16 protein-coding genes and 1 pseudogene are annotated in these 13,113 nt (G+C 37.9%); 4 read left to right on the top strand and 13 right to left on the bottom strand.

From position 1 onward, the window contains the following. Positions 1 to 36 precede the first annotated feature (36 nt). Positions 37 to 249: a hypothetical protein gene (locus C7H19_RS01825; protein ID WP_106455174.1), complete on the top strand. Its 213-nt coding sequence runs from the start codon at positions 37 to 39 to the stop codon at positions 247 to 249. Positions 250 to 389: 140 nt separating this feature from the next. Here the strand turns inward: C7H19_RS01825 and C7H19_RS01820 are convergent, their stop codons facing one another. The 9 genes and pseudogenes from C7H19_RS01820 to C7H19_RS01780 form a co-directional block, all read right to left on the bottom strand. Continuing rightward, positions 390 to 623, bottom strand: coding sequence for a hypothetical protein (locus tag C7H19_RS01820; protein ID WP_106455173.1), 234 nt, complete (start codon positions 621 to 623; stop codon positions 390 to 392). A 439-nt stretch (positions 624 to 1,062) separates the two neighbouring features. Next, a pseudogene (locus tag C7H19_RS01815) lies at positions 1,063 to 1,722 on the bottom strand (class I SAM-dependent methyltransferase); the annotation flags it as partial. Positions 1,723 to 1,726: 4 nt separating this feature from the next. Continuing rightward, positions 1,727 to 2,116: a RidA family protein gene (locus tag C7H19_RS01810; protein WP_106455171.1), complete on the bottom strand. Its 390-nt coding sequence runs from the start codon at positions 2,114 to 2,116 to the stop codon at positions 1,727 to 1,729. Positions 2,117 to 2,119: 3 nt separating this feature from the next. Continuing rightward, positions 2,120 to 2,539, bottom strand: coding sequence for a secondary thiamine-phosphate synthase enzyme YjbQ (locus C7H19_RS01805; protein ID WP_106455170.1), 420 nt, complete (start codon positions 2,537 to 2,539; stop codon positions 2,120 to 2,122). 2 nt (positions 2,540 to 2,541) lie between these two features. Beyond that, positions 2,542 to 2,994: a DUF4279 domain-containing protein gene (locus C7H19_RS01800; protein ID WP_106455169.1), complete on the bottom strand. Its 453-nt coding sequence runs from the start codon at positions 2,992 to 2,994 to the stop codon at positions 2,542 to 2,544. A gap of 32 nt (positions 2,995 to 3,026) precedes the next feature. Further along, positions 3,027 to 3,356, bottom strand: coding sequence for a hypothetical protein (locus C7H19_RS01795; protein ID WP_106455168.1), 330 nt, complete (start codon positions 3,354 to 3,356; stop codon positions 3,027 to 3,029). Between the two features lie 4 nt (positions 3,357 to 3,360). Then, complete coding sequence (locus C7H19_RS01790; RefSeq protein WP_245927214.1) at positions 3,361 to 3,975, bottom strand: hypothetical protein; 615 nt, start codon at positions 3,973 to 3,975, stop codon at positions 3,361 to 3,363. Positions 3,976 to 4,037: 62 nt separating this feature from the next. Continuing rightward, a complete protein-coding gene (locus C7H19_RS01785; RefSeq protein WP_106455211.1) occupies positions 4,038 to 5,123 on the bottom strand; it encodes a glycosyl transferase in 1,086 nt (361 codons plus the stop codon). An 18-nt stretch (positions 5,124 to 5,141) separates the two neighbouring features. Then, complete coding sequence (locus C7H19_RS01780; protein WP_106455166.1) at positions 5,142 to 5,819, bottom strand: response regulator transcription factor; 678 nt, start codon at positions 5,817 to 5,819, stop codon at positions 5,142 to 5,144. A 668-nt stretch (positions 5,820 to 6,487) separates the two neighbouring features. Between C7H19_RS01780 and C7H19_RS01775 the strand changes: the two genes are divergently transcribed. Together C7H19_RS01775 and C7H19_RS01770 are read left to right on the top strand one after the other, a co-directional pair. Continuing rightward, positions 6,488 to 7,399, top strand: coding sequence for a PEP-CTERM sorting domain-containing protein (locus C7H19_RS01775; protein WP_106455165.1), 912 nt, complete (start codon positions 6,488 to 6,490; stop codon positions 7,397 to 7,399). Between the two features lie 215 nt (positions 7,400 to 7,614). Beyond that, complete coding sequence (locus C7H19_RS01770; protein ID WP_106455164.1) at positions 7,615 to 8,217, top strand: Crp/Fnr family transcriptional regulator; 603 nt, start codon at positions 7,615 to 7,617, stop codon at positions 8,215 to 8,217. On the opposite strand, the gene ylqF is transcribed toward C7H19_RS01770, so the two are convergent. Next, on the bottom strand, positions 8,204 to 9,049 hold the full coding sequence (gene ylqF, locus C7H19_RS01765) for a ribosome biogenesis GTPase YlqF (RefSeq protein ID WP_106455210.1): 846 nt from the start codon (positions 9,047 to 9,049) through the stop codon (positions 8,204 to 8,206). The genes C7H19_RS01770 and ylqF overlap by 14 nt on opposite strands. 58 nt (positions 9,050 to 9,107) lie before the next feature. Further along, entirely contained in the window at positions 9,108 to 9,506 is a 399-nt protein-coding gene (locus tag C7H19_RS01760; protein ID WP_106455163.1) for a universal stress protein, read from the bottom strand. A 155-nt stretch (positions 9,507 to 9,661) separates the two neighbouring features. On the opposite strand from C7H19_RS01760, the gene C7H19_RS01755 reads away from it, so the two are divergent. Further along, positions 9,662 to 10,867, top strand: a complete 1,206-nt coding sequence (locus tag C7H19_RS01755) for a phosphoglycerate kinase (protein ID WP_106455162.1) — start codon at positions 9,662 to 9,664, stop codon at positions 10,865 to 10,867. Positions 10,868 to 10,932: 65 nt separating this feature from the next. Here the strand turns inward: C7H19_RS01755 and C7H19_RS01750 are convergent, their stop codons facing one another. After that, complete coding sequence (locus C7H19_RS01750; protein ID WP_106455161.1) at positions 10,933 to 11,736, bottom strand: creatininase family protein; 804 nt, start codon at positions 11,734 to 11,736, stop codon at positions 10,933 to 10,935. Further along, positions 11,733 to 13,061 (bottom strand): FAD-binding oxidoreductase, encoded by a 1,329-nt coding sequence (locus tag C7H19_RS01745; protein WP_219907560.1) that lies wholly within the window; start codon positions 13,059 to 13,061, stop codon positions 11,733 to 11,735. Before C7H19_RS01745 ends, C7H19_RS01750 begins: the two co-directional genes overlap by 4 nt. Positions 13,062 to 13,113: the final 52 nt, after the last annotated feature.

Below are 13,113 nucleotides of genomic sequence, written 5' to 3'. Positions count from 1 at the left end.
ACCCTTAACTCATCCAACATTAGGAGGAGGAGTTCTATGAAACCCACTCTGTTAAATCAACTTTGGCGTATTATCGAAGAAACCCCAACCCACATACTGTTAAGTCTTGATGTCAGAGATTTAGTAGAACAAATGCTCTTAAAGTTGGATAAAATTAATCCTCTTACTCCAGAAGAAAATTGTCTGATTCGTGATTATCTTAAAAGCAAAACCCCCCTTATTCGAGATTTAGCTTACGAACGCTCCTAAAATTACTAACAATTACTCTTACTTCAGCAGTCTCCACGTAAAAATATTTACTTTTGCGACTTGACTTTTGTCTTGTAATGTGATAAACCATTCGCCCAAAAACCGAGAGCGATCGTTTCAAGCATCGAGAATAATATTCATCAATTTTCATTTTCCCAAGTCAATTCATCTTGTTTTTTCTGACTTATGATTTCAGTCGGAGTTAAAACATTTGAATATTTACCTTTTAAAGAACGAATTAGCTGTCTTTTTGACAGATTAATTTGTTGTTCTTGAAATAATTCTTCGACAAAATTAGCAACTTGAACTAATTGAGCATCTGGTAGCTGTTCTAAGTATTCGTTTATTTTTTCTTTTACAGTTTGATTATTCATTTTATTACTCATTTTTATTGAATTGTTTATAAATACAAAAAGTCACCGAAATTATTAAAAATTATAGTTTAGTCTGAAAAAAGAAATAGAATTAGAATAATTTTCATCTATCAAATTCTTCTTTAACAATCGAGGTTTTTGGTACAATTAAATCCTCATTTTGATTATTTTTTAATATTAAATTTTCTCCATCCTGAGAATAACCAACTACTGTATAAGGCGTTGCTCCCTCATCATAAAGATAAACAACTGATCCTAAAGGAAAGTAAACTCTTAGCTGAAGATGTGCATGAAACTCTAAAAGTTCATCATCTGTTAATAGTTGGCGCGATCTTTTCCCATAGGTTTCTATTAAATAATTTCTTGCTGTTTCTATATCCCATCCAATTTCCCTCATATAAAAATTTGTGCCTTGAATTAGCGTTGCGAAACCAATTCCTTTTTTCATCGCTAAAGTTAATCCATCAGCAATAGGAACAACACTTAGATTAATTCGATCATCTTCATATAATTTTTTATTGAATTCACGAATTTTATTCGTTTGATTATCTTGTATTTCTAAATCAGCTACTTTGCCGCCCCAGAATACATTATCAATCGCAATGATTCCACCTCCTCTAACTAATTTTAATGACTTTTCATAATAATTATCATAGTTTCCTTTATCAGCATCAATAAAAATAAAATCAAAAGTATTTGCGTGCCCTTCAGCTAATAATTGATCTAGAGTTTCTAAAGCGGGTGCAATGCGTAAATCTATTTTTTTGGATACTCCTGCTTCTTGCCAGTAACGACGTGCAATTTCTGTATATTCCTCACTCACATCACAAGCAATAATTTTACCCTCTGGAGGTAAAGCGAGCGCCGTAACCAAAGAACTATAACCCGTAAAAACACCAATTTCTAAAGTTTTTCTCGCTCCAATTAATTGAACTAAAAACGCTAAAAACTGACCTTGTTCGGGGGCAATTTGCATTATTGCTCTGGGATGTTGCGCCGTTTCTTCACGTAGTTTTTGTAAGATTTCGGGTTCTTTAACAGTAATAGACTGATAATAAGAATAGAATTCCCGACTTAAACCGAGGGTTTTATTAGACATAAGATTAAATAACAGCAATACAATCAATTTCTACTAAAACATCTTTCGGTAAACGAGAGACTTCAACACAAGCACGCGCCGGGGCCATTCCATCTTTAAAAGAGGCGGCATAAACTTGATTCATCGCACCGAAATTACTAAAATCACTCAAAAAAACCGTTGTTTTAACCACATGATCCCAACTTGCACCCGCTTCGGTCAGAATTGCTTCTAGATTAGCCATAACTTGGGTAGTTTGCGCTACGATATCACCATCACCGACGATATGACCAGTTTTCGGATCGAGGGGAATTTGTCCCGCAATAAATAACATTTTACCCTGTGCTGCGATCGCTTGATTATAGGGGCCAACGGGTGCGGGTGCGTTTTCGGTTTTAATGACAGTATGACTCATGCTTTAGATTCCACTAATATGTATAACGATTTCCCGTTGATGTGACCATTGACGGTGTTCCCAGACATAAATTCCTTGCCAGGTTCCTAACACCAAACGACCTCGGTTAATGGGTATTTGTTCTGAGGTATGGGTGAGAACAGAGCGAATATGTGCGGGCATATCGTCTAGACCTTCGGTACTATGAAGATAGCGCGTTGCATCTTCTGGAACTAATTTACCAAAAAAGTTAGCCAAATCTTGCAAAACATCGGGATCGGCATTTTCTTGGATAATAATCGACGCGGAGGTATGACGGATAAAAAGGTTACAAAGTCCTGTTTCTATCCCTGATTCTGTAACAATTGATTCAACTTGGGGCGTAATTCTGAAAAAATTCTTAGGTTGAGTTTGAATTCGTATTGCTTTTTGATATTGTTTCATGATTAAACTAAAAAAACCTTATTCTCATTATTTAATATTTTTTGATGTTTTTGCGTTGGTTCAGGTAATATATAAAGATCAACATCAAGGGCGGCATTTAATTGATGAATTTGGTTCAAAATTTCTGAATTAAAATAAATAATTGGGACTTGCTCACTAACATAAACAACACAACTTATTTCAGTTTGATAAAAAAAACAAATTTCTTTTAAATCCTTCCAAACGGGCTGAAGTTGCTCAAAAATAGATTTTATATGAGCTTCTAATTCCATTGATTCGTCTAACTGTGACTTTAAACTCCATCCATTATCTGAATAACGAATTTTTCCTTTTAAATTAATTAAATCTCCTTTAAACCAAATTTTAGTCGGGTTGATTCCTAATTTAGTCGTAATTTTATCAGGTTGTAAATCTAATCCAGTTAAAGTTAAAGATACTGAGATTTCCGATTTCATAAAAAGAATACCTTAAAAATCAATTCTGACATTTAATCTTGATTATTCATTTCATCAGATGATTGCTCAGTTAGTGCCGTGTTTTCAGTAGGTTTATCTTCTGATAAATCTTGAGTTTCTGCTTCTGTCTCGCTGCCTTCCCAGGGCGAGTCGTAGTGATTCCAAGGTAAGATCGGTTTATTGGGTAATTTATGAGTTAAAACGGTAATATTATCGGCATCGGGTTCGGGTATTTCGATGCGGATACTGGTTTTTTCTTCTTCAGAAGTATCTTCTGTTAAGGGTGTATTTTCCTCCTCAACAGAAGATGATGAGATTGATTGATTATGAGCTAAATCAGATTGTGTAGGTTGAGAATTCATTCTCTTATATTCCTGAGACAAAATAAGACGACACCATGTGTAACAGAAGAATTAGCGCAATAATCCAAGTTACATAGGCTGCATAGGTGAGTGTCTGAGAGATGTCGTCAAGACGCTGCTTGTTAGTATTATAGGTGGCAATTTGATTAGCCATCATTTTAAGTTGATATTCTTCTGGAGTCAGCAATAAATAACGTTCGAGAAATTTATGATCTTCCAAGTTTGGACTAACTGCAACTTGACGAGGTAAAAACGCATTAATCAATAAAGTAAAATTTACTAAAAAGCCAATAATTTCTCCAATGCTAAAAGGACTAAAATAAGATATTAAACGAGAAATGGTCAAACTGGTTAATAATGCCCCATTAACTACAAATAAAATATTAAGTTTTGTTGTGAGTAGATAACCCTGTTGTTTTTGCTGTTCCATGACATCCCGAATATCTTGGGCTGTGAGTTGTATCGTCATAGAAGATGGCAGACTAACGTTAGAATTTTCTTCTATTTTAGGGTGTTCCGATGAAATGGGGTGATGATGATCACTGATGTTCGAGATGTCATGGTTTATCTGATTGATTTCGTTTATGTCTGAAACAGTATCAAACACTGTTGCTGTCATATGATTTATGGTGGAGCCTGATCCCAACAAGCAATTGCTCTTTTATCTTTTATTATGACTTGTTAAGGATGGGATTGAAAATAGTTTACGATCGCTTTTGCAATTGTTTCTGAGCCATTTTTATCGATGGATATATTGTATTTGGGTGGAATCAGTGAATCGTGTAAAAAGTCCCAGTTTCCTTGGAAAAATTCTTGGGGTGTAATGATTTGATGTTCGCTGTACTTTTGAATTCCATCGAGCAGAAAATGAGATTCGGCAAAATTATCCCGTGTGAGGGAAACAATGGGGGTATTTTGGCGCAATGCTTCAGAAAATGTACTAAAACCGGGTTTAGAAATCACTCGCCCACAAAATGGCATAAAATCAACTGGACGGTACTGATGTTCGGTGACTTGAATTAAGTTTTGTAAACGAGGAATATTGCGATCGAAAGTAATAAATTGCCATTTCTGAAAATGTTGTAAATTTTGATAGGGTATTTGTTCTAATCCTAAACCGCCGAAGGTCAGTAAGATGGTTTTTTCTTTGGGGGCGGTAAGATTAAAATGTGTTCTCAAATGGGTTTCGCTATAACGCGGGTTTCCTCCCGTTAACCCCACATCAATTATGTTGGGAAAAGCTGACATCGACTCAGACAAAGGTAAACGAAATAAGCGATCGCATTGCTGATAACATGAACTCATCCAATCGGTTATTTCCTGAAAATCCTCGCCCCAATCTCGATAAATAAAGTCCCAACCAAAATTACTCATCATCCAACAAGGAATACCCGCCGCTTTAGCGATCACTGCAGCTAACGGAGGAATATCGGCTAAAATTAATCCAACTTGGTTCGTTCGGATAAAATTTACTTCACTGGCAATGATCGAACGCTCATGAGCCTTAATGTCCTGTAACTTAGCTAAAGTAGCTATTTTGTCCATTTTTAGACTATCGGATTGAATCACCCCAACATCAAACCCGCGATGTCTTTGGATAAAATCAAAAGAGATATAAGATTCAAGTAACCAATGAGGGGCAGTCGTCACCAAAATCGTTAAAATATCAGGATTAAGACGTTGTATAGCAGCAACAACCGAAGCGCTACGCACCGCATGACCAAAACCATGATTAGTGATTGCTACATATAAAGTTGGTCGAGACATGAGCATATATTCTAGAAATTAAGACAAAGGTTTAAGACGATAGCCTAAACCATAAACGGTTTCAATCAAGTCTTCTGGTGCACCAACTGATTTGAGTTTTTGTCTAAGACTTCGGATATGTACCTTAACGGTTGATTCTTCTGGGGGTTCATCAAATGTCCAAAGTTGGTCGATGATTTGGGTACGACTAAAAACTCTGGTACCATTACGGAGAAATAGTTCCAAAAGTTGATATTCTTTTGGACTCAGACTCAGAAGTTGAGAAGCATAAAACACCTCGCAGGTACTCGGATTGAGTTGTAAATCACTCCATTCTAAAATCGGTGGTAAAGTTGTATTACCTCGACGCAATAAGGCACGAATCCTAGCTGAGAGTTCTTCAAGATTAAAGGGCTTAACTAAATAATCATCTGCACCAGCATCAAGACCTAACACTCGGTCTGATACGGTATCTCGTGCTGTCAGCATTAAAATAGGAGTTTGGCAACCTTTAGAACGAAGACGTTTACAAACATTAAAGCCATCTAATTTCGGTAACATCACATCGAGTAAAATCAAGTCATAAACTAGGGCATCTGCAAGCTCCCACCCCAATTGTCCATCACTTGCCAACTCAACAACATATTTTTGGTCGGTTAAATCTTCCACGAGAGCGTCTGCAATGCGCTCATCATCTTCAATAATTAGGATTTTCATGCAACTTTAATCCGTTAATAATAGTCCAGTAGAATTACTTTAGAATTTTAGCGGTCTTTGTTGTCAAGTTGATAAATCTTCGGATTCCGAGAGACCGTTAAAGAGGTTGATGTGATGGCTTTTATAGTACAAAAGAGCTACTTTATTCGATGATGCGATTTCTTCATGAAAAGTCTAATGTTAAGAATTTGTCATTTGACTTCAAAAAAATGGTCTTTTAATTGATACAATTAACTCTGTCTAAAAAGGAGTGTTATAACTTAACATAAATTAATAAGAAAATCTTAATAATTAAATAAGATTTACTTAGAAAGCTTGTCTAGAGAGGAATACGCGAAAAACAGTGCTTTGATAGAGTATACAGCAAAGAAACATTATAAGTATTTACGGTTGCTATTTTTATAGAACAATGACAGACTTGATTTGAAAAAAAAATTAAAAGATGATATGGCTTTTAGGTTACCGTCACAAAATAATAAGTCATGTATACCACTATCTTCTTTAAAAAGTTAGTTTCTATACAAAGCACCCCTGTTTTCACTAAGATAGACATTATTCATAAATAAATTTTAAACAAGATAAATAAAAGACTTGCATTATTTGAAGAAACCGATTATTATCGACGTAACAATTATTCATTCTGCTTAAAATACCACTGGTATAAAGATATGAATCTTAAAACACTAGGGCTAACAGCCTCTTTCGTTAGTGTAGGATTACTTACCCTCTCCGAGGCAGCGTTTGCAGCCAAATTCCAGTCAAACGACAGGCTTAATATTACAATACCTGGGTTTCAGATTAATGCGGCAGGTCTAAACCCACCTTTCCCAGACATTCAAGAAAACATAGATAGTAGTATGTCTGGTGGTATTAGTGGTGGTTCTGACGGTAACGCTGATGCACTTTTTGGTCCGATAGCCGGTCTCCCATTTGTCCCAACAGTAGCCGATCGAGTGATGAATAAGCCAGGAACAACAACTAACTTGAAACCAGGTGACAGAGGTGATATTGCTGTAGGTTCGAGTACTGGTGGGTTTGTTCCTTATACGTTTGGGACAGGTTTGATAACTTCTTTCGATGGCTCCGTCTTTCCTGAATTGACTGAGGTGAATGGTGGATTTGATCCAGTCTTGTACACCCCCGGAGTAGGACCATTTCCTCCAAATGTTCCACCAGATAATTATCTGTTGAAATTGAACAGTGTAAATGCAGCAAATCAAGAAGTTTTCTTCTACCTAACTGAGATTGAGTCTTTTGACTTAATTAGTTCTCTAGCTAATGGTTTTGGTGAGTTAGTCGGCAAAGGCTGGATGAAAGCCATAGGAGATGATGGTAATGTGCTTTTTTATGATGTCTCTTACGAACTTTCAATTCAAGGACTTCAAGATGCTGGACCACCAGTAGGTGATGCTGTTGCTGGTGATGGTATAACTGGCGTGACCACAGCATCCGCGACAAGCATTGTTATTACAGTTAATGAAGAAGGTAATCCTGTACCCGAACCTTCTACCATCATTGGTTTATCTGCTGTAGCAGGTGCAGGCTTAATGATGAAAAAGAAAAAACTAGCTCAAAAATAAGTTACATTTTAGAGCAAACAATCCCTTTTCTGTTTAAATTTTGTGAAATTTTGGTCAGCCGAGCAAGCTCATTCCAAGATTTCATTTAATTTAATAATAGTTAAGGGATTTTCGTTTTAAATAGAAACAAGACTTAAACTAAAGATTACCTTGTGTTTACCTTAAGAAGATAAGGTATGAGGAGAGAATCCCTATTTTGTGACCGATTTTAAGCAATGATACTGACTTACAACACGACTCAGACTTTAGTAAAAGACGACAGTTTAGAAGGTCGTCGCTTGCATTTTTATGATAAAAATGAGCAAATACCCTTAGTAAATGAAGGAATTTGGCAAGTTTATCGAGGAACAATTCAGTTAAGTCAACTATCGGCTAGTGGTGAAGAAATACTATTAGGATGGGCGCAACAGAACGCATTTTTCGGACTCTGGTTTACACATCTTGATTCTTATCAAGCAAAAGCTTTATCGGAAGTCTATTTAAAATGGTATTCCAAGAGTGAAATTGAGTCATCACTACAGTTAACTCAAACCGTTTTACATCAAGTCATGGGAAGAATGCGTCAAACAGAAGCGTTATTAGCTATTGCGGGCTTAAAACGAGTTGAAGAAAGATTACAGCAACTTTTAAAACTTCTTAAACAAGAAATGGGACAATCAATCCATGAAGGAACTCGCTTAAATGTTCGTCTAACTCATCAAAATATAGCTAATGCAATTTCGACAACTCGCGTCACCGTAACTCGTCTTCTGGGGGACTTCCAAAAACAAGGATTAATCAGTCTAGATAGCGATCGTCATTTAATCATACATCACTAGGCGGAAACTCCAGAGGAATAGCCCCAATAATCCCTTTACGAAAATCATTCAAAATCTGTAAAGCGGCTCTTTCCCTATCTTCCTTGTAACGAGTCATCGCCAGTTGAAAAATATACTCTTCTCCCGTCATCGTTAGAGCATCCAAGCCATAACGAGACTTTAAAATCGATTCATATTCTAACTTAACCAACAAATCAACAAAAGCCGCCGCCACCCTTTGATTATCATAAGCCGCATCGCCAATATCTTCACAAATCGCTAATTTAACTGCGTCTTCTTGAGACTCCAAACGACTTGGAATTACGCCAGGGGAATCTAATAACTCCAAAGTCTCGGAAATTCTGACCCATCGTAACTGACGAGTCACACCAGCCCGACGCGCACTCTCTACCACCTTACGATTTAGTAAGCGGTTTATTATAGCAGATTTTCCCACATTTGGCAAGCCAATCACCACAGCACGAACCGGGCGAGGTAATAAACCCCGTGATTTTCGTTTAGCATTAATTTCAACACCCACCTCTTGGGCTGCTTTACTAATAGCCCTAATTCCTTGACCCTCTTTGGCATTAGTATAATAGACCGTCTCTCCTTGTCCGCGAAACCATTTCAGCCAATCTTGACGCACCGACTCAGGAACCATATCCAGTCGGTTTAAAATCAGAATACGAGGTTTATTACCAATCCAGTTTTTAACCTGCGGGTGATGAGATGCGAGAGGAATTCTAGCATCACGAACTTCTAAAACCACATCAACGAGCTTTAACTGTTCTTTAAGATTTTTTTCGGCCTTAGAAATATGACCAGGATACCATTGAATAGAAATACTCATTTTAAAAAGGGAAATTGGGACATTAATAGGGTTTGAAGACCAAACCCCTACGAGCATTCTAAGGAACAATCAAAACAGGACAAGGCGATAAATTAATCACTCTGGTTGTAACACTTTCCGTTGCGCCTTCAGACGTTAAACCTAAGCCACGACAACCCATAATAATCAAATCTGCGCCAATTTCATCGGCGACATCGCAAATGGTAAAAGATGGCATCCCTTCGCGTTCAACCATTTCTGCTTGTATCCCTTGTTGGGAAAATAAAGCCTTAGCGCCCTGTAATAATTTGGCCACCGCTTCGACAGAACTCATCACATCCGTCTCAGGTGAAGTTTGTTCAACGACGGATAAAATGACCAAACGGCTATTGTAGGTTTTTACCACATTAGCGACGAAATCCGCCGCTTCCCTGGCTTCACGACTTTGGTCAATTGGAAACAAAACAGTCTTAAACATGGTTAATTTTTTCCTCCCATAACCTTATTCTGAGATAATCACCACCTAAAACGATCGAATTCTCAATAAATCTTTTGAAGATAATTGTCTGATGTAGCCTCTTTTGGTGTTTTAATCTTTTGTAGAGGAATAAAGCAATTAGGAGGTCTTTGGCTGTGCCAAAAAAATCTGTAGCCAATTTAACTGAAGCCGATGTATCGGGTAAACGGGTATTAGTTCGAGTTGATTTTAACGTACCTTTGGACGAACAAGGGCAGATTACTGATGATACTCGAATTCGGGCGGCACTGCCAACCATTCAAGAGTTAAGCAAAAAAGGGGCAAAAATCATCCTTTGTAGCCATTTTGGACGACCCAAGGGCAAAGTTGTCGATAGTATGCGTTTAACCCCTGTAGCAGCGCGTTTATCTGAACTTATTGGCCAAGATGTTGTCATGTGTGATGATTGTGTAGGTGACTCGGTTACAGCAGCAATTAGTCAATTAGAGAATGGCCAAGTTGCGCTGTTAGAAAACCTTCGTTTTCATGCCGAAGAAGAAGGAAACGACCCCGAATTTGCTAAACAATTAGCATCTAACGCGGATCTTTATGTTAATGATGCGTTTGGTACAGCACACCGCGCCCATGCTTCTACTGAGGGCGTTACTCATTATCTTAGTCCGAACGTAGCGGGTTATCTCATCGAAAAAGAACTAAACTATTTACAAAGTGCGATCGAAAACCCACAACGTCCCTTAGCGGCAATTATTGGCGGTTCTAAAGTCTCCAGTAAAATTGGAGTTATCGAAACCCTACTCGAAAAATGCGATAAACTTCTGATCGGTGGTGGTATGATTTTCACCTTCTACAAAGCTAGAGGGTTAAGCGTTGGTAAATCCCTAGTCGAAGAAGATAAGCTAGAATTAGCAAAATCTTTAGAAGCAAAAGCTAAAGAAAAAGGCGTTGAATTTTTGTTACCCACTGATGTTGTTGTTGCCGATAAGTTCGATAAAGATGCAGACTCTCAAACCGTCAGCATTGATAACATTCCTGATGGTTGGATGGGTTTAGATATTGGCCCCGAATCCGTTAAACTGTTTCAAGATGCCTTAGCTTCCTGTAAGTCCGTGATCTGGAATGGCCCGATGGGAGTTTTTGAATTCGATAAATTTGCGGCGGGAACTGATGCGATCGCACATACTCTCGCAGATATTACCAAAACGGGTACTATTTCTATTATTGGTGGTGGTGACTCGGTTGCGGCGGTCGAAAAAGTGGGCGTAGCTGAAAAGATGAGCCACATTTCTACAGGTGGTGGTGCAAGTCTTGAGTTACTCGAAGGTAAAGTCCTTCCAGGTATTGCTGCCCTCGATGATGCCTAGATTTTAATAGCAGATAATTTCATTTTTGTCAATATTTATCTGGTAGGGGTTTGGTTGCCAAACCCTTATATTTTCGGTTGACGGAATTTGTACACATCTTGAATGGCTTGTACCCAACCATTACTAACGGATTCTAACAAACGATCGCCTTTTTCTTTGGTTGCAGTCGTCGCATCTCCCATCACCCCACTTTGGGTTAATTCTTTAGTTAACCAAGCAAAGGGTAATTTTCCTTCCATACTCAATAAACTGTCTTCGGGCAAACCTTGAGGATATTCTTTAACCGCTTTTTCCATTTTGACTTGATCAGGCAATAGGGAGAGTAAAATACTGGTTTCAGCATCTCCAGCATGAATACCATATTCTAACTCTTGGGGTGTAAATAATTCTCTGGCAATATGGGGAACGCGCCAGGCAAAAAAAGGAAAAACTGAAAAATCTTCATATTTTTGATGGAGATCCCGCGCTACAATTTCCATAATCTGCGGTTGTCCCCCGTGAGCATTCATTAGTACTAATTTGCGAAATCCAGAACGATAAATACTTTCTGCCATTTCCATAAGAACAGAAATCAAGGTTTGTGCAGTTAATGTAATTGTTCCTGGAAAGTGCCAATGTTCATTAGATTTCCCGTAATACAGACAGGGTAAAGCATAGGCAGGAATATAAAGATCTAATTTTTCTAAAGCTTTGCCGAGAACACCCATAGCGATCGCAGAATCAACGATAATGGGTAAATGTGGCCCATGTTGTTCGATCGCCCCCACAGGTTGGATAATTACAGTATTCTCTTTATCCGACATTGCTTGAATTTCCGTCCACGTCAGATAGGGGAAATAACGAAAAGGTGGAATAAAACCGTGCATCATCTTTTTAACCAAGCTCGCATTTTACCTGGATTCATTAAACCGTTAGGATCAACTTTTTGTTTAAAGGCTAGTTGAATTGGATCAATAACTTTTCGTCCACCATCTTCCATAATATAAGTATGAGGATTCGCAATCCCCGCGCCGTGTTCTTCATGATAACGAATAATTTCTTTTAAGCGTTCTTCTGTGGTAAAACGAACAAGTTGTAATCCTGCTGGAATGGGTTTTCCACCGAATTTAAGGAACTCTAAATGGATCATCACTTCATCAGCGAAATAATGATACATTTGCTCAACTCGTTCTAGGGAAAAATAAAACGTCTGTAAATAAGTTAAATTAGAATCAACACTTCGGGCGTGTAGGGTTGTATGGTTCCAAGTAAATTCAAGAATGCTGGTTCCTTTACTAGCTTCAGTTGCAGTTTTATTATAAGTAATTTCGCCCTTATATTCATGAACTAAATCCGAAAAAGCCTCTAGATCATATTCACAAATCATTAATAAAGCACAAGATTTCCCCGATGGTAAATAATGTTGTAAAGCCGTAAAATAAGAAGGAATTGGCCAAGCATGAATACTCACCATTTTTTTAACAATTCCATCACTATCACTTAAAGCTTGCCCAAATTTAGCCGCCGTTAAAAAATCATCGAAAATAACAATTAATTCCGCCCAAGGATAAGCCGGTGCAAGAGGGATTTCTAATTCTGTAATAATGCCATTAGTTCCATAAGCATGATTGACTTTTTGCACATCATCCCCTCTTAATTCAATAACTTGGGGATCATCTTCTAGGGTAATAACTCGTAGAGCGTTGAGATTACCGCGATCGCGCAATTGTCCATAATTAATCGATCCCATGCCAACACTTCCACCACCAATAAACCCACCAATCGTGGCTGTACGATAGGTAGAAGGTGCCATCCGCAGTTCCCAACCTATTTCCCTTGCTTTTTTGTCAAAACTTGCCATTTTAACCCCTGGTTCCACACAAGCTGTACCCGGTTTGATCCAGCGAATTTGATTCATCTTGGTAGTATCTAAAACAACACCACCTTCTAAAGGAATACATTGTCCATAATTTCCCGTACCAGCACCGCGAATTGTCAGAGGAACTTGATATTTAACGCAGGTTTTAGCGACTTGAATCACTTCTGCTTCAGTTGTTGGACGCACCACCAGTAAAGCTCGTTTATCCTTCAGTTGAGCCTCTAAAATTGGGCTAAAGTGAAAGTAATCTAGAGAAAGTTTAGCAACCTGAGAGGGTTCTGTAATAACTTCTAGATTAGAAAATTCATCCGTGAGGCTATCCCAAATTTGGGTGATTGCGGTCATAGTTTAGTTAGTGCTAATTTAACTTATGGTATCGATTAATAAT

Origin of the sequence: Aphanothece hegewaldii CCALA 016, from assembly GCF_003007785.1 — a bacterium.
GTDB classification, from domain to species: Bacteria; Cyanobacteriota; Cyanobacteriia; order Cyanobacteriales; family Microcystaceae; genus Chroococcus; species Chroococcus hegewaldii.
The sequence above is the reverse complement of the archived record's forward strand: the minus strand, read 5'-3'. Positions and strand labels throughout refer to the sequence as shown.